This window comes from Burkholderia sp. USMB20 (assembly GCF_000949135.2).
Classification (GTDB): Bacteria; Pseudomonadota; Gammaproteobacteria; order Burkholderiales; family Burkholderiaceae; genus Burkholderia.
Window position 1 is genome coordinate 321144 of sequence record NZ_JTAN02000017.1, and the last position, 14437, is coordinate 335580.

At 61.1% G+C, this 14437-nt stretch carries 14 protein-coding genes and 3 pseudogenes; 9 read left to right on the forward strand and 8 right to left on the reverse strand.

The annotated features are described in order from the left end of the window. The first annotated feature begins 74 nt into the window (after nucleotides 1–74). From PL79_RS21700 to PL79_RS21720, 5 genes are all read left to right on the forward strand, one after another. On the forward strand, nucleotides 75–1031 hold the full coding sequence (locus tag PL79_RS21700) for a LysR substrate-binding domain-containing protein (protein WP_044847036.1): 957 nt from the start codon (nucleotides 75–77) through the stop codon (nucleotides 1029–1031). Nucleotides 1032–1200: 169 nt separating this feature from the next. Next, complete coding sequence (gene leuC, locus PL79_RS21705; RefSeq protein ID WP_044847035.1) at nucleotides 1201–2634, forward strand: 3-isopropylmalate dehydratase large subunit; 1434 nt, start codon at nucleotides 1201–1203, stop codon at nucleotides 2632–2634. Next, the gene (gene leuD / locus PL79_RS21710; RefSeq protein WP_044847034.1) at nucleotides 2634–3272 is read left to right on the forward strand and encodes a 3-isopropylmalate dehydratase small subunit; all 639 of its coding nucleotides are present in this window, start codon (nucleotides 2634–2636) and stop codon (nucleotides 3270–3272) included. The genes leuC and leuD overlap by 1 nt, the downstream gene beginning before the upstream one ends. A gap of 87 nt (nucleotides 3273–3359) precedes the next feature. Further along, nucleotides 3360–4577 (forward strand): CaiB/BaiF CoA transferase family protein, encoded by a 1218-nt coding sequence (locus PL79_RS21715; protein WP_044847033.1) that lies wholly within the window; start codon nucleotides 3360–3362, stop codon nucleotides 4575–4577. Continuing rightward, complete coding sequence (locus PL79_RS21720) at nucleotides 4574–5590, forward strand: hydroxymethylglutaryl-CoA lyase (protein WP_044847032.1); 1017 nt, start codon at nucleotides 4574–4576, stop codon at nucleotides 5588–5590. Before PL79_RS21715 ends, PL79_RS21720 begins: the two co-directional genes overlap by 4 nt. A 651-nt stretch (nucleotides 5591–6241) precedes the next feature. On the opposite strand, the gene PL79_RS21730 is transcribed toward PL79_RS21720, so the two are convergent. Then, complete coding sequence (locus tag PL79_RS21730; RefSeq protein WP_082088659.1) at nucleotides 6242–7081, reverse strand: electron transfer flavoprotein subunit alpha/FixB family protein; 840 nt, start codon at nucleotides 7079–7081, stop codon at nucleotides 6242–6244. Nucleotides 7082–7206: 125 nt separating this feature from the next. Here PL79_RS21730 and PL79_RS21735 point away from each other — a divergent pair, with 125 nt between their 5' ends. The 3 genes and pseudogenes from PL79_RS21735 to PL79_RS21745 form a co-directional block, all read left to right on the forward strand. Beyond that, nucleotides 7207–7620 carry a hypothetical protein gene (locus tag PL79_RS21735; protein WP_235879306.1) on the forward strand — a complete coding sequence of 138 codons (414 nt, stop codon included), beginning with the start codon at nucleotides 7207–7209 and terminating at the stop codon, nucleotides 7618–7620. A 292-nt stretch (nucleotides 7621–7912) separates the two neighbouring features. Continuing rightward, nucleotides 7913–8128, forward strand: a complete 216-nt coding sequence (locus tag PL79_RS21740) for a hypothetical protein (RefSeq protein ID WP_135801115.1) — start codon at nucleotides 7913–7915, stop codon at nucleotides 8126–8128. 48 nt (nucleotides 8129–8176) lie between these two features. Continuing rightward, a pseudogene (locus PL79_RS21745) lies at nucleotides 8177–8403 on the forward strand (IS6 family transposase); the annotation flags it as partial. A 94-nt stretch (nucleotides 8404–8497) separates the two neighbouring features. On the opposite strand, the gene PL79_RS36905 reads toward PL79_RS21745, so the two are convergent. The 5 genes from PL79_RS36905 to PL79_RS21760 form a co-directional block, all read right to left on the reverse strand. Then, nucleotides 8498–8620 (reverse strand): hypothetical protein, encoded by a 123-nt coding sequence (locus tag PL79_RS36905; RefSeq protein ID WP_268906932.1) that lies wholly within the window; start codon nucleotides 8618–8620, stop codon nucleotides 8498–8500. A gap of 65 nt (nucleotides 8621–8685) precedes the next feature. Next, nucleotides 8686–8814: a hypothetical protein gene (locus tag PL79_RS36910; RefSeq protein ID WP_268906933.1), complete on the reverse strand. Its 129-nt coding sequence runs from the start codon at nucleotides 8812–8814 to the stop codon at nucleotides 8686–8688. A 139-nt stretch (nucleotides 8815–8953) separates the two neighbouring features. Continuing rightward, a complete protein-coding gene (locus PL79_RS36695; protein ID WP_235879307.1) occupies nucleotides 8954–9292 on the reverse strand; it encodes a hypothetical protein in 339 nt (112 codons plus the stop codon). Nucleotides 9293–9599: 307 nt separating this feature from the next. Then, a protein-coding gene (locus tag PL79_RS21755) for an IS5 family transposase (protein ID WP_135801116.1) occupies nucleotides 9600–10428 on the reverse strand; the annotation gives its coding sequence in 2 pieces (ribosomal slippage) (nucleotides 9600–10062 and nucleotides 10061–10428; 831 coding nt in all). Next, nucleotides 10415–11232 (reverse strand): IS5-like element IS402 family transposase gene (locus PL79_RS21760; protein WP_135801117.1). Its coding sequence is split into 2 segments (ribosomal slippage): nucleotides 10415–10884 and nucleotides 10884–11232, totalling 819 coding nucleotides; the frame shifts between segments, so codons are not numbered across the junction. Before PL79_RS21760 ends, PL79_RS21755 begins: the two co-directional genes overlap by 14 nt. A gap of 142 nt (nucleotides 11233–11374) precedes the next feature. On the opposite strand from PL79_RS21760, the gene PL79_RS21765 reads away from it, so the two are divergent. Next, nucleotides 11375–12400, forward strand: coding sequence for an IS110 family transposase (locus PL79_RS21765; RefSeq protein ID WP_044847056.1), 1026 nt, complete (start codon nucleotides 11375–11377; stop codon nucleotides 12398–12400). 373 nt (nucleotides 12401–12773) lie between these two features. Here the strand turns inward: PL79_RS21765 and PL79_RS37215 are convergent. Both PL79_RS37215 and PL79_RS21775 read right to left on the reverse strand, forming a co-directional pair. Next, a pseudogene (locus tag PL79_RS37215) lies at nucleotides 12774–13232 on the reverse strand (tyrosine-type recombinase/integrase); the annotation flags it as partial. A 205-nt stretch (nucleotides 13233–13437) separates the two neighbouring features. Next, nucleotides 13438–14337: pseudogene (locus tag PL79_RS21775) on the reverse strand (ATP-binding protein); the annotation flags it as partial. Between the last annotated feature and the right edge of the window lie 100 nt (nucleotides 14338–14437).

Below are 14437 nucleotides of genomic sequence, written 5' to 3' on the forward strand. Positions count from 1 at the left end.
CATCGCCTGCCGACAATGTTATCCCTGCCCCCACTACGTCATAATCTATACACTACCGCAGTCGGAGCATCAGCATGAATCTGCATCGTCTCGATCTTGTTTCACTTTCGCTCTTTGCGCTTGTCGTTCGCAGCGGGAGCATCAGCAAAGGCGCCGAGCTTGCCCATCTCGCGATCGGCGCCGCGAGCAAGCGCATTGCGGACCTCGAATCGTCAATCGGTACTGAACTGTTCGAGCGCCACTCGCGCGGCATCACGCTGACGGCAGCGGGAGAAGCGCTTAAGCATCACGCTCAGCGCATTCTCAACGACGTTGACCTGATGACGGCCGATCTCTCCGACTATGCAGCGGGTGTCGTTGGTGCTGTCAGGCTGTGGGCCAATACCTCGGCGATCACTCAGTTCCTGCCATCGGATATCGCGGCGTTCACGGCCGCCAACCCGGAAATTCGCATTGAACTCGAAGAGCAGAACAGCGAACAGATCGCGCTCGCCGTGATCGACGGACACGCAGACTTCGGCATCATGGCCGACCAGATGCCGACGCTCGGTCTGCAGACCACGCTCTATCGCCGCGATAGGCTAGTGCTTGTCGTGCCGAATGGGCATCCGCTCGCCCAACGCAAGTCGGCTTCTTTCGATAATGCGCTCGAGTTCGATTTTGTCAGCCTCGCGCAGAACACGTCGCTGGCCAAGCGCCTCCAGCTCGCGACAAGTCTGTCGGGCGGCAGGCTGAAACTGCGCATCCAGGTCCGCAGCTTCGACGCGATGTGCCTGATGGTGGCTGCCGGGCTCGGTATCGCCGTGCTGCCCGACGCGGCAGTGCGCCCGCATCTGCGCTCGATGGGCCTACACAAGATTGGCCTGTCCGACGAATGGGCGCACCGCGAACTGCTGATCTGCGCGCGCGATCTCAACGCGCTGCCGAAACCCGCGCGCCGACTCGTCAATCATCTGATCGGGTCTTCGCCCACTGCTGGCGCCGATGCCGCGCCTGAAGATGCAAAACCGAACAAGGTATCCACCCGCTGACGCTCGGTTTGCGGGCTGGTCACCCTCCCCGCCGCTTTCGCGTTTCGCGAAAGGTCGCTTCCCCACTATGTCATTCTCAGCGCGCCCCGTCGCGCGGACAATGATCTCCACCAGCCGCATGCCGGTCACTCGCGGCACCAGCGGCCACAAATCAGATGGAGACACCCCGATGCAGTCATCCAGTGCACCGTGCACGCTGTTCGACAAGCTATGGCAAAGCCACGTCGTGGCGGAGACCCCGGACGGCCCGACGCTGCTCTACGTCGACCGTCATCTCGTCTATGAGGTGACGAGCCCGCAGGCGTTCGAGGCCATTCGCCTGTCCGGACGCAGACCCTGGCGTGCCGAGACCGTCCTTGCCGTCGTCGATCACAACGTGCCCACACGCGCATCGGAGCGCGCCAGCATCGACTCGATCTTGGACCCGCTGTCACGCATCCAGGTCGCGCAACTCGACAAGAACTGCACCGAATTCGGCATCACGTCATACGGCATCCGCAGCCCGAAGCAGGGCATCATCCACGTCGTCGGCCCTGAACAGGGCGCGACGTTGCCAGGCATGACGGTGGTCGCGGGCGACTCCCACACGAGTACGCATGGCGCGTTCGCGGCGCTGGCATTTGGCGTAGGCACGTCGGAAGTAGAGCACGTGCTGGCGACGCAGTGCCTGTCGGTGAAGAAGATGAAATCGATGCTGGTGCGCGTCGAGGGCGCGCTGCCCGCGGGCGTGACTGCCAAAGACCTCGTGCTCGCGATCATCGGCAAGATCGGCACGGCAGGAGGCACCGGTTACGCGATGGAATTCGCGGGCAGCACGATTCGCGCGCTGTCGATGGAAGGCCGCATGACGTTGTGCAATATGGCGATCGAAGCAGGCGCGCGCGTCGGCCTGATCGCCGTCGACGACGTCACGATCGATTATGTCAAAGGCCGCCCCTTTGCACCCGGCGAATCGCACTGGGACGCCGCCGTGTCGTACTGGCGCACGCTCGTCAGTGACGAAGGCGCCCGCTTCGACACGACCGTCGATATCGACGCCGCTACCCTGCGCCCGATGGTTACCTGGGGCACGTCGCCCGAAATGGTGGTCTCGATTGACGGTACCGTTCCGAATCCATCCGATGAAACCGATCCCGTCCGTCGCGCCGGCATGACGCGCGCACTGCAGTACATGGGACTCGAGCCCGGCACGCCGTTGAAGCAGATCGCACTCGACAAGATTTTTATCGGATCGTGCACGAACGCGCGCATCGAAGACTTGCGCGCGGCTGCGGCGATCGTGAAGGGCAAGCATGTCGCGCCTAACGTACAGCTGGCGCTCGTGGTGCCGGGCTCGGGACTCGTCAAAGCGCAAGCAGAGGCGGAAGGGCTCGACACCGTTTTCATGGCGGCCGGTTTCGAATGGCGCGAGCCCGGCTGCTCGATGTGCCTCGGCATGAACGACGATCACCTGCATCCGGGCGAGCGCTGCGCGTCCACATCGAACCGCAATTTCGAGGGCCGCCAGGGGCCCGGCGGACGCAGCCATCTCGTCAGTCCCGCGATGGCCGCCGCAGCCGCCATTGCGGGCCACTTCGTCGACGTTTCCCACGGAGGCTTCTGATGCAGCCTTTCACCCAACTCGAAGCCCTCGTCGTGCCGCTCGACCGCTTGAATGTCGATACCGACGCGATCATCCCCAAGCAGTTCATGAAGTCGGTGCAGCGCACGGGCTTCGGCGTGAATCTGTTCGACGAATGGCGCTATCTCGACCACGGCGAGCCGGGCCAGGATGTCTCGACGCGCAAGCCCAATCCCGATTTCGCGCTGAATCAACCCCGCTACGCAGGCGCGCAGATTCTGCTTACGCGCGACAACTTCGGCTGCGGTTCGAGCCGCGAGCACGCGGCGTGGGCGCTGTCGGACTTCGGCATCCGCGCGCTGATTGCGCCGAGCTTCGCCGACATCTTCTATGGAAACTGTTTCAAGAACGGCTTACTGCCGATCCGGCTCGACGAAAGCATCGTGCAGGGTCTATTCGATGTCGTCGAGCGCACGTCGGGTCTGCGTCTTTCAATCGATCTGGATGCGCAAACCCTCCGCCCCGCCGGCGGCGACGCGATCCGCTTCGACATCGAGCCCGAACGCAAGCGGCGTCTCATCAACGGACTCGACGATGTTGCGCTGACCTTGCAGCAAGCCGATCGGATCCGCGCATATGAACGCATCCGGCGTGCTAACGAGCCGTGGCTCTTCAACTGAATATCGATCCAGGTACAGCCAAAGCATAGCGAAAGCACGGCCGAAGCAGGGCTTGAGCGCCGACCGCATTTTTCAGGAGTTTTCATCATGAGTGGTCAACCCTTTCTTTCGACCTCGCCCGCCGCGCTCAAAGGCGTGCGTGTGATCGAAATGGGCCAACTGATCGCAGGTCCGTTCGCCGGCAAAACACTCGGCGAATTTGGCGCGGACGTCATCAAGATCGAGCCGCCCGGCGCGGGCGACCCGCTGCGCAACTGGCGTCTGATGAAGGACGGCACATCTGTCTGGTGGCAAGTGCAGTCGCGCAACAAGCGCTCAATCGCGCTCGATCTGCGCAGCTCCGAAGGTCAGGACATCGCGCGCAAGCTAATCGCCCAAGCCGATGTGCTCATCGAAAACTTCCGTCCCGGCACGCTCGAAGGCTGGGGCATGAGCTACGCGCAACTGGCGGAACTCAATCCGGGTCTCATCATGCTGCGCGTCTCCGGATACGGCCAGACGGGTCCGTATCGTGATCTGCCGGGGTTCGGCTCGATCGGCGAAGCGATGGGCGGGCTGCGTCACCTGACGGGCGAACCCGGCCGCGTGCCCGTGCGCTGCGGCATTTCGATCGGCGATACGCTCGCGGCGCTGCATGGTGTGATCGGCGTGCTCACCGCTCTCTATCACCGTGACGCGAACGGCGGCAAGGGACAGGTCATCGACGTCGCATTGCACGAAGCCGTCTTCAACGTGATGGAAAGCCTCATCCCTGAGTACAGCGCGTTCGGTGCGGTGCGCGAAGCGGCCGGCAGCGCATTGCCGGGCATTGCGCCGTCGAATGCGTATCGCTGCGCCGACGGCTACGTGCTGATCGCGGGCAACGGCGACAGCATTTTCAAACGCCTGATGACCTCGATCGGCCGCGAAGACCTCGCTGACGATCCCGCGCTCGCGAACAACGCGGGGCGCGTCGCGCGTGTCGACGAACTGGACCGGGCGATCGAAGCATGGAGCGCGCAGCGCGCGACGGAAGACGTGCTCGCGATGCTAACGGAAGCGCGCGTGCCCGCCGGCAAGATCTACACCGCGAAGGACATCGCCGAAGACCCGCATTACCGCGCTCGCGACATGATCCTGCGCCAGCCCACGCGCGACGGCTACGAAGTCGACGTGCCCGGCATCGTGCCGAAACTGATGGGCACGCCGGGCTCGGTGCGCTCGTCGGCGCCGAAGCTCGGGGACGACACCGATAGCGTGCTGCGTGGAATCGGTCTCACCGATACGCAGATTGCCGCACTGCGCGAGAAAGGAGCGATTGCATGAACATCTGGAACGGTGAAAAACAGCGCATTCATATGCAAGAGGTGGGGATGCGCGACGGCTTCCAGGCCGAAAGCGCATTCGTCGAAACACGGGACAAGATTGCGATGATCGACGCCCTCTCGAACACGGGTATGGCGAAGATCGAAGTCACCGCGTTCGTCTCGCCGCAGGCGGTTCCCGCGTTGCGCGACGCGGAAATCGTGCTGCGCGAAATCACGCGCAAGCCGGGCATCGTCTATACCGCGCTGGTGCCAAACGTACGCGGCGCCGAACGGGCCATCAGTGCGCGCGCGGACGAACTAAATCTCGTGATGTCGGCGAGCGAGAGCCACAACCTGTCGAATCTGCGCATGACGCAGGACCAGTCGTTCAACGGTTTGAAACACGTGGCCGCGATCGCACGCGAAGCGGGCCTGCCCGTCAACATCTCGCTGTCGTGCGCGTTCGGCTGTCCAATGGAAGGCGACGTGCCCGAAGCGACCGTGCTCGCGTGGTCGCAACGCTTCATCGAGGAAGCGGGCGCGCGCGGTGTCACGCTGTGCGATACGACGGGGATGGCGTTCCCGCAGCAGGTCGCAAGACTCACGGCGCAGTTCGTCGAGCGCTGGCCGAAGACCGAACTCACGCTGCATTTCCACAACACGCGCGGCATGGGCCTGGCGAACGTGCTGGCTGCGATCGATGCGGGCGCGGACCGGTTCGATGCGTCTCTCGGCGGAATCGGCGGATGTCCATACGCGCCCGGCGCAAGCGGTAACGTCTGCAGCGAGGAAATCGTGCATGCGCTGGAACTGATGGGCTACGACACGGGCGTCGATCTCGGCGCGCTCATTGCCGCGTCGCAGCGCCTGCCTTCGCTGATCGGCCACGACACGCCGAGCCAGATCGTGAAGGCGGGACGCCGGCTCGATCTGCATCCGCCGCCTGCCGATTTGGCCGCAATCCGCGAGCGCGCGTTTCAACGGGACACTGCCGTAGTCGAGAGCGTAAAAACCTCGGGTAGAAACAGTTAATCAGTGATTCATAGCGTACGACATCGTTGCACGGGTTGTCGTTTCCATCGGCTTCCTGCCGGCCGACGGTGGCTCGATGCATTTCCCGCAACCCGAGTGCGCCCCTTCGTCTTTCCGGCATATCTGTCGTTTCGTGCCATACGGTCGTTAACAACCTGGCTCACCGCGGACTCGGCGATGCTGCCGCTGATCGACAGGCCCTTCGCCCCGATCTCCGAGTCCTTCTCCAGCACGCATGCGCCGATCTCGACGCCCTATTCCTGCGCAAGAGCTTCAGGCGGATCGCCGCGGACAGGCCCGCCGGTCCAACCGCCCCGCACCCCATGCGTTCATTGTTGGCCGGTCATTTCCTGATTTTTGGCGCGCACCGCCCCCCCATTGCGGGGCGTCGGGTTGCAGGTGGAAAGACGAACCAAGAACCGTCGTCGTGGCGGAAGAACATGATCTTCAAGCAACGTTGATCACCCTCGGATTCAACGCAAACGCAACGCCACGGCTTGCGGCGTGAGCGGACAATACGAGTCATCCGAATCCGGCCTACCACATCGGCACCGAGCCACATATTGACAACGTCGCGGAGCGATCTTTCCCGTGCAACCATCGGCCTACTCCAGCGAATTCACAATCTATCCGGTTGCAACTCGAGCGCAGTCAAACGGCATCAACGAAGTCAGGTACGATCGCGAACAGATCGCCGACGAGTCCATAGTCGGCCACGCTGAAGATCGGCGCTTCCTCGTCCTTGTTAATCGCCACGATCACCTTCGAGTCCTTCATGCCCGCTAGGTGCTGGATCGCGCCCGAGATGCCCACCGCGATGTAGAGCTGCGGCGCGACGATCTTACCGGTCCGGCCAACCTGGTAATTGTTCGGCACGTAGCCGGCGTCCACTGCTGCGCGCGAGGCGCCCAGTGCGGCGTTGAGCTTGTCGGCGAACGGCTCGAGCACCTTCGTGTAATTCTCGCCACTGCCGAGACCGCGGCCGCCCGAGACGATGATCTTCGCGCTCGTGAGTTCCGGACGGTCGAGCTTCGTGACTTCGCGGCCGACGAACTGCGACAGACCGCTGTCCGCCGCTGCTTCGAGCTTCTCGACCGCTGCGCTGCCGCCTTCGGCCGCAACTGCGTCGAATGCGGTCGTGCGGACCGTGATGACCTTGATCGAGTCATCCGACTGCACCGTAGCAATTGCGTTGCCTGCATAGATCGGGCGCTCGAACGTGTCGGGTGAAACCACTGCGGTGACGCCGCTGATTTGCGCAACGTCCAGCTTAGCAGCAATACGCGGCGTGACGTTCTTGCCCGATGCCGTTGCCGGCGCGAAGATGTGCGAGTAGTTCTTGGCGATGCTCAGAACCGTCGCTTCGATGTTCTCGGCAAGGCCCACTTCAAGTTGCGGCGCATCGGCCAGCAGCACCTTCGAAACGCCAGCGATCTTCGCCGCAGCGTCGGCCGCAGCCTGTGCGTTATGACCAGCGATCAGCACGTGCACAGCTCGCTGCGCGCGAGAAAGCGATCATCGCGTCAGATGGATTGCGCGTCGCCCCCTGACCGCGATGGAAATCGCCCGCCGCTTCACACATACCTGGCGTATCTGGACCAGACGCACCCACGGACATGATTCAATTCAACAACGAACAAATAACTGCGCGAGAAGTCCGTAAGTCTGCCTACCATGAAGCAGCTCACAAAATCGTCTACGAACGTTTTGGTGGCGCTGGCGACGCGGTCGTGTGGAGAAACCACAGCGGGAACCCGGAAGAAGTGGCTTGGCTCGGGCAGTTTCGTCCTCGCACCTGTCCGGAACTGATGCGAACGATTGCTGTGGCGTCCGGGCTTTCCGTTCCTGACCTTTCCGCGAACTGGAAAGAGCTGGTCGGCATCGCTGGTGTGGTGGCCGAGGAAATCCTGCGTGACGGCGCCCACGATGCCGATGTGATCGCCGATGCTGTTGCCAAAATCGCGGATGGAGAGGCGTCTCCCGCGGACCTCGCGGCGACGGGCGTCACGGCGTCGATAACTGTGAACTGAGCTTTGACGTCGTCGAAGAGGCTGCGCGGATTTTGCGCGAAGGTCGGCAGGTTGTGCAATGAGAGTCCGAGCATCTGATTGAGTCCGTTGCCAACTAACTTTCTTTCACCCATTCTCGGCTCTAAGTGACGGCACCCGACGTCGCTCGCGCGTATCGCGGCGCGGTCAAGAAGGAGCACGCGGATCACTGAGTGACCAGGACGCTGGGCTCAACGCATCCTTCTGGAAGCGATACACGGATGTGCCGCCACCAGGTGGAAACGCTGGTGGCGCATACCCGATCGAAACGCATATGGTTAACGTCGCCTATCGCTCAACCAATAGAGTTGCTGAGCGCACGATCGCGACGCGCGCCGTAGATCTTAAGCAGGTTAAATTCGGCGCTCGTCAATGCGGTGTAACCCAAACGTCGATGCTGTTGCCATATCTCGACAGTGCCAACGGAGGCGATATCATCTATCACGCATCGGCGACCCACTATCTGCTGAATCTGGCGATGTGGAGTTAAAAGTCGAACGCATAAATTTCCACGAGGAGAAAACCGTTCTGAAGATTCGAGGCAGTGGGCGTGGATTACAGCGTGTCCGCACCACCCAACTGCGCCGCGTTGGAAGCGCTCAACATAGTCCGAGAAAAACCGATTAAGGTCCTCAAAAACCTCGTCGAGCAAGACTACCGTGCCATGAAGCGTATCATCAGGCCGATGATGGGCGTTAAAATTTCCGTTGTACCCACATCATCTTCGCCGGCATCGAACTGATCCACATGATCCGCAAGGGGTAAATTCAAGACGATGGTATCGTCAGCATGCCGCCGAGAAATTCTATTCGTTGATCAGATAAGTATTCCTGATGATATGGGGCGACATTGCGCGTCGTCAGACAATTGAATGTTGGGCTGCCTGGCTATTCTCCGTACTGGCGCAGCCCACCAGATCCAGCACCTTGATCACGCCGTAATCCACGCGCACCAGCCCCTGCTGCTCGAGCACCTTCAGCACCTGGTTGGCGCGCTGCCTGGAGATGCCGGCAAGCAGCGATCTCTTCCTGCGATATTTCCAGCGTGCTACCCATCCTGGGATACGGGTGTTCGTTGAACAGCGACGACACCGCGCGCGACGCGCGAATCGATGTCGAGCAGCCGCTCGTATTCGACTGCGACGATGAACTGGCCGAGACTTTCGTTCAATTGCATCCGCAGAAGGCGCGTGCAAGGCAGGCCGTGCGAGTAGTCACTGGAACGTCTCGCGCGGCACGAAGGCGATGGGTGAGCGGCGCAGCGCCATCACCTCGTATTTGCGATCTTCATGCTTGAGAACCACGCCTTCGCCAAATCAGCCGCCGGTCAACACGCCGGCAAACGTGACGGAATTGCCGGAGGACGACACGGTGGTGATCTTGATGATGCCTTCACTGACGCCGAGCCAGTGCTCGGCCACTTCGCCCTTGTGGCTGACATAGTCGCTGGGATCGCGAATCTGGGCGGCCTGCCGCAGGTTCGCGCTGTTCGTGGCTCGGGTCGGCTGCTCACACGCACCCGCCGACAAAGTCGTTCGACATAAGTGAATAGACCCGGTAGGGATTAACCCGGAATTGTCTCCGGCGCGACATTCGGTGAAGAGCGCTTGAACTACCTTACCGTCACCAATCAGCTCGAGTGCGAGTCGATCCACGCTGGGCGGACTGCTGCACTGCAGTGAGCGAACGCTCGTGCACAAGCCGGAGGTCCACCAAAGACGGACCCAATATAACGCGCGTTCAACGTTCGACGCCTGATGCAAGTAGCAGAAGCGCTTTTTTTCGGTCGGCGGAAGAAGCAGGAGACAGCGATGCAGGATTCGTCGGCGACGACCGTCTCTCGCGTCTGCTGCTGGCATACGCCTAGCAGAGGCCGAGCTGCCGAAAACGCCCAGCGAAAAAATTCAACGCTTCTTGCTCAGGTAGGAAAAAGCTGGGGCGCGCTTAGAAGCTGTTGCGAAATTAGTTAAACGTTGGCTTGAGTCGCGTCCAGCAAATCAAGGCGTAAGCCAGGGACAGAAAGGCTTCATGGACATGGGCATAACGTTCGTAGCGAATCTTCAGGCGTCGAAACGAGTGAAGCCATGCAATCGAACGCTCGACGGGCCAACGCGTTTTGCCCAGACCACTGCCATGGGGCGAGCCAATCTTTGCAAGCATCGGCGTGATGCCGCGCTTTCTCAAGCGCTGTCGATGTGCTTCCGAACTGTAGCCCCGATCACCCTGAACGATTTGAGGTTTATGCAGTGGGCGTCCCCGCTTGCCTCGAATGTGTGGAATGGCATCGACGAGTGCATCAAGCTGGGTGACGTCGTGGCGGTTCGCCTCGCTCAGGATGACCGCGAGCGGGATACCTTTCGCGTCGACGATGAGGTGATGTTTGCTGCCGAGCTTGCGCCGGTCCGTTGGATTCGGGCCGTTTTTTTCCCGCCAGCATCGCGCGAATCGACGAACTGTCCACAAGCGCTCGAGACAGATCGATTTCGCCACGACGACGCAGTTCGGCCAGCAACGTTTCGTGGATGCGTTGCCAGACTCCTGCTTCTTGCCACGCAACGAGTCGGCGCCAGCAGGCGGTACCCGAACCGCATCCCATTTCTTGTGGGAGCAGATTCCACGCAATGCCCGAGCGCAGCACGAACACGATGCCGGTTAGAACGGCTCGGTCGGGTGTCGGCTTTCGACCGGCATATTGGCGATTGTGCGATGCTCGCGCAGGTAGCTGCGGTTCGATGAGTGACCACAATTCGTCGTCTATCAGTTCTTTAGAGACGGTTTCATAAAGACTGATCGGCCCGCCGGAGGGTATTCCAGCAGATCAGGCAGCAACCGAGTTTGAGGAACGCGCCGTGAATGTCTGCACGGCGCTCGAAACGAATACGGAGACGACGGAAGTGATGCAGCCAGGCATGCGTGCGTTCGACGACCCAGCGATATTTGCCAAGGCCGCTGCCGTGTTCGGTACGGCGCTTGGCGATCACCGGCTCGATACCGCGATCGCGCAACGCGCGTCGATGTAGCTCGGAGTCGTAACCGCGATCCGCGTAGACCACACGCGGCCGCTGCAATGGGTGGCCACGCAATCCGCGGATCGGCGGAATCGCGTCGATCAGCGGCAGCAATTGCGTGACGTCGTTGACGTTCGCGCCGGTCAGGATCGCGGCGAGCGGCGTACCGTTGACGTCGGTGACGATGTGGTGCTTGGAACCGGGTCGCGCGCGATCGGTAGGGTTTGGCCCAGTTTTTGGCCTGCCCCAACTGCGCGAATCGATGATGAATCGACGGCGGCTCGTGAGAAGTCGATCTGGTCCGCTGCGCGCAGCTTTGCGAGCAGTAGCTCGTGCAAACGATCCCAGACACCGGCTGCTTGCCAATCGCGCAGCCGGCGCCAACATGTCACGCCCGAGCCGCATCCCATCTCGGCCGGCAGGTCGCGCCAGCGTAGTCCGGTCTTGAGAACGAACAGGATGCCGGTCAGCGCGGCGCGATTCGAAACAGGCAGGCGGCCCGGGTTCTTCTCGCGCCGTGGCTTGGGTGGCGGCAGTAACGGCTCGATCAGTGTCCACAATTCGTCGTCGATGATCGGCTTGCCCATCTCCGCGGCCTCGGTTGTTCCGATGCCTGAGGTTAACAGCTCGCCGCGAAAGTTAACAGCCCCACGGGGCCTAATGAGATGGTCACCCCCACCCTACGAGCGGGTTACGCTAGTAGGGTGTTTTTCTTTCTGGAGACCATCAATGCAGAGCGTGACGCTGGTAGGGATTGATCTGGGCAAGCATTCGTTTCATCTTCACGGTCAGGATCAACGAGGCAAGGCCGTGTTCCGCAAGAAGATGAGCCGTAAGCAACTGGCTGAGTTTTTCGCCACGTTCCATCCGTGCACAGTCGTCATGGAGGCATGTGCAGGTGCTCATCACATGGCCCGTAAGCTCGCAGGCTTCGGGCATCAGATCAGGCTGATCTCGCCGCAGTTTGTGCGCCCATTCGTGAAAGGCAACAAGAACGACTTCGTGGATGCCGAAGCGATCTGCGAGGCGGCTTCACGGCCGTCTATGCGGTTTGTTACGCCGAAGACTGAATCGCAGCAAATGCTCTCCGCCCTGCATCGCGTCAGGGAATCACTGATCCGCGACCGCACGAAGACCGTCAACCAGATACACGGCTTTCTGCTGGAATTCGGTATCAGCTTGCCAGTTGGTCAGGCCGTCATTACCCGTTTGCCAGCGGTACTCGCTGAACATTCACTACCACCTGCCTTGGTTTCGATTCTTGAGCGGCTGCACGCTCACTTCAAGTACCTCAGCGGGCAAATCGCAGAAATCGACAAGGAAATTTCCCGGCAGCTGGCCGACGACAATCTGGGGCAGCGATTGCTATCGATTCCCGGTGTGGGGCCGATCACGGCCAGCGTACTGGCGGCAGAAATGGGCGATGGCAAGCAGTATGGCTGCAGCCGCGACTTTGCCGCTTCAGTCGGACTTGTTCCGCGACAGTACAGTACGGGTGGCAGAGCCAACCTGCTCGGTATCAGCAAGCGAGGAGACAAGAACATCCGGCGCCTGCTGGTGCAGTGCGCCCGCGCTTACATGCAACGGCTTGAGCGACAAACTGGCCGACTTGCCGAGTGGGTCAGGGCGATGCTGACACGACGACATTCGAACGTCGTCGCCTGCGCCCTGGCAAACAAGTTTGCCCGGACGGCTTGGGCGCTGGCAACCCGCCACACGACCTTTGATGCGGGAGCGGGCGCCATGCCAGCCTGAGCACTCGCTTCCCGAATCGGGTTTTACCGCAGTCTACCCACCTGGTTTTGCGATTGCTGAAATTGGATGACGTGAACGGCACACCGGCCTGACGGAAAACCTGTCTACAAAATTGGCCTTCAAGGCCGCGGGCCTTTTCAGGACCGTCAGGCGCGACTCTCATCGTGGCGCGGGGAGCAATCCCCACAACGACGCCGGATAGATTTAGGCAAGCCAACCACATCATCAAAGATCAGTGTTGCAAAAACGGGCGTGACCATAGATTTTTGAAACCGTCTCTTAGGCATCGCTTCCTGTCGGGCAAAACAAGACAGAAAGTTAACACCAAGTCGGAAAAGTTAACAGACCCAAAACTTAATTTCGCAACAGCCTATAAGTCGAATGCCTGAGCACGTGTGATAGCCGCTGCGCTCACATCCGCAATAGGCCCCAACATCGCCTTGAACATACGTGCGACCTCAACCGCTCCCTTTGTCTTCCGATTTACTTCTACATACCCCTCAAGATAGTCGCGGCACACCTGTCCGACTGTGTAGGCGGTCGGTGATGGACGAACAGTCGATTTATCTCGTTTTCGACGGAGTGCTGAAAGCTCAGTACCAGAATCGCGTTCGACACGGTTCTTTTCCCACGCAGCGATCGCTGCGGCAAACGCCATCGCCGGTCATTCGCCGAGCTTTACCTGTCGCATGCGGCCGTCGACCGGCGACTTGTAACGATACGTCCACGACTTGCGGCTCGTCGACGCCTGGAGGCGTAACCCCGGAAACCCCTCAAAGGTCAGGTGCTCGCCACTCAGCAGTTTAGCCGCAACACGTGCATCGAACCGCATTCTTCCCTCGGCGTAGGTTTTCTCGAGAGAAGCATACTCGGCGTAGGTTTTCTGCGCTACATCACATAAACCTACGCCGATGCTGCAAGTTTAGCCAGGCGCAGACAAGCGCCAATGCGTTAGCCGAGGCACCAAGTGACGCGACATAGTCATCAAAATTCAATCACTTATGGACGCCGGCAGATCAGTTCGGCCGAACCTGGACAGGGTTCACCTCGATGAAGTAGAACTGGCCGGTGTCGGCGTCCATCAGGAATTCGACGGTGCCCGCATGCGTGTAACCGACCGCGCGCATCAGGCGCAGCGCCGATTCGCACAACGCCTGCCGGCCGGCGTGATCTAGATACGGCGCCGGCGCGCGTTCGACGACCTTCTGGTTGCGCCGCTGCACCGTGCAATCGCGCTCGTACAGATGCACGACCGTGCCGTGCAGGTCGCCGAGCACCTGCACCTCGACGTGCCGCGCATTGCGCACGAGCTTCTCGACGTACACCTCGTCGTTGCCGAACGCGGCCAACGCCTCGCGGCGCGCGACGGGCAGCAGTGTTTCGAGGTCCTGATCACTTTCCAGTACGCGCATGCCGCGTCCGCCGCCGCCCCAGCTCGCCTTCAGCATCAGCGGATAGCCGACTTCCGCGGCCAGCGCGCGGCACGCATCGAGATCGTCCGGCAGCGGCGCGGTCGCGGGCATCACGGGCACGCCGGCGGCGATCGCCGCATTGCGCTCGGCCACCTTGTTGCCGAGCGTGCGCATCACGTCCGGCGACGGGCCGATCCAGCGAATGCCGGCGTCGATCACGGCCTGCGCGAAATCGGGGTTCTCGCACAGGAAGCCGTAACCGGGGTGAATCGCGTCGACCTTAGCCTGTCGCGCGACGCGCAGGATGTCGTCGATGTCGAGATACGCGGCGAGCGGCTTCTTGCCTTCGCCGATCAGGTAGCTCTCGTCCGCCTTGAAGCGGTGCAGCGCGAGGCGGTCTTCCTTCGAATACACCGCCACCGTACGCATGTTCAGTTCGGCGGCGGCACGCATCACGCGGATCGAGATTTCCGAGCGGTTCGCGATCAGGATGGACTGGATGGGGGTAGGCGTCACGGCGGCCATGGATAGTAAGGATTGGAGAAACCTGTTGATGCCATCCGTGGGCAACAAGCTTCACTTGCCGACACGCGAAACTTGCGTCGTGGTACGCGGGACTTCGTCT

Coding starts and splice junctions, on each gene's coding strand:
- PL79_RS21740 (WP_135801115.1), top strand. CDS start 7,913: ATGGTTAACGTCGCCTATCGCTCAACCAATAGAGTTGCTGAGCGCACG.
- PL79_RS21735 (WP_235879306.1), top strand. CDS start 7,207: ATGATTCAATTCAACAACGAACAAATAACTGCGCGAGAAGTCCGTAAG.
- PL79_RS36910 (WP_268906933.1), bottom strand. CDS start 8,814: ATGCAATTGAACGAAAGTCTCGGCCAGTTCATCGTCGCAGTCGAATAC.
- PL79_RS21715 (WP_044847033.1), top strand. CDS start 3,360: ATGAGTGGTCAACCCTTTCTTTCGACCTCGCCCGCCGCGCTCAAAGGC.
- PL79_RS21700 (WP_044847036.1), top strand. CDS start 75: ATGAATCTGCATCGTCTCGATCTTGTTTCACTTTCGCTCTTTGCGCTT.
- PL79_RS21765 (WP_044847056.1), top strand. CDS start 11,375: ATGCAGAGCGTGACGCTGGTAGGGATTGATCTGGGCAAGCATTCGTTT.
- leuC (WP_044847035.1), top strand. CDS start 1,201: ATGCAGTCATCCAGTGCACCGTGCACGCTGTTCGACAAGCTATGGCAA.
- PL79_RS21720 (WP_044847032.1), top strand. CDS start 4,574: ATGAACATCTGGAACGGTGAAAAACAGCGCATTCATATGCAAGAGGTG.
- leuD (WP_044847034.1), top strand. CDS start 2,634: ATGCAGCCTTTCACCCAACTCGAAGCCCTCGTCGTGCCGCTCGACCGC.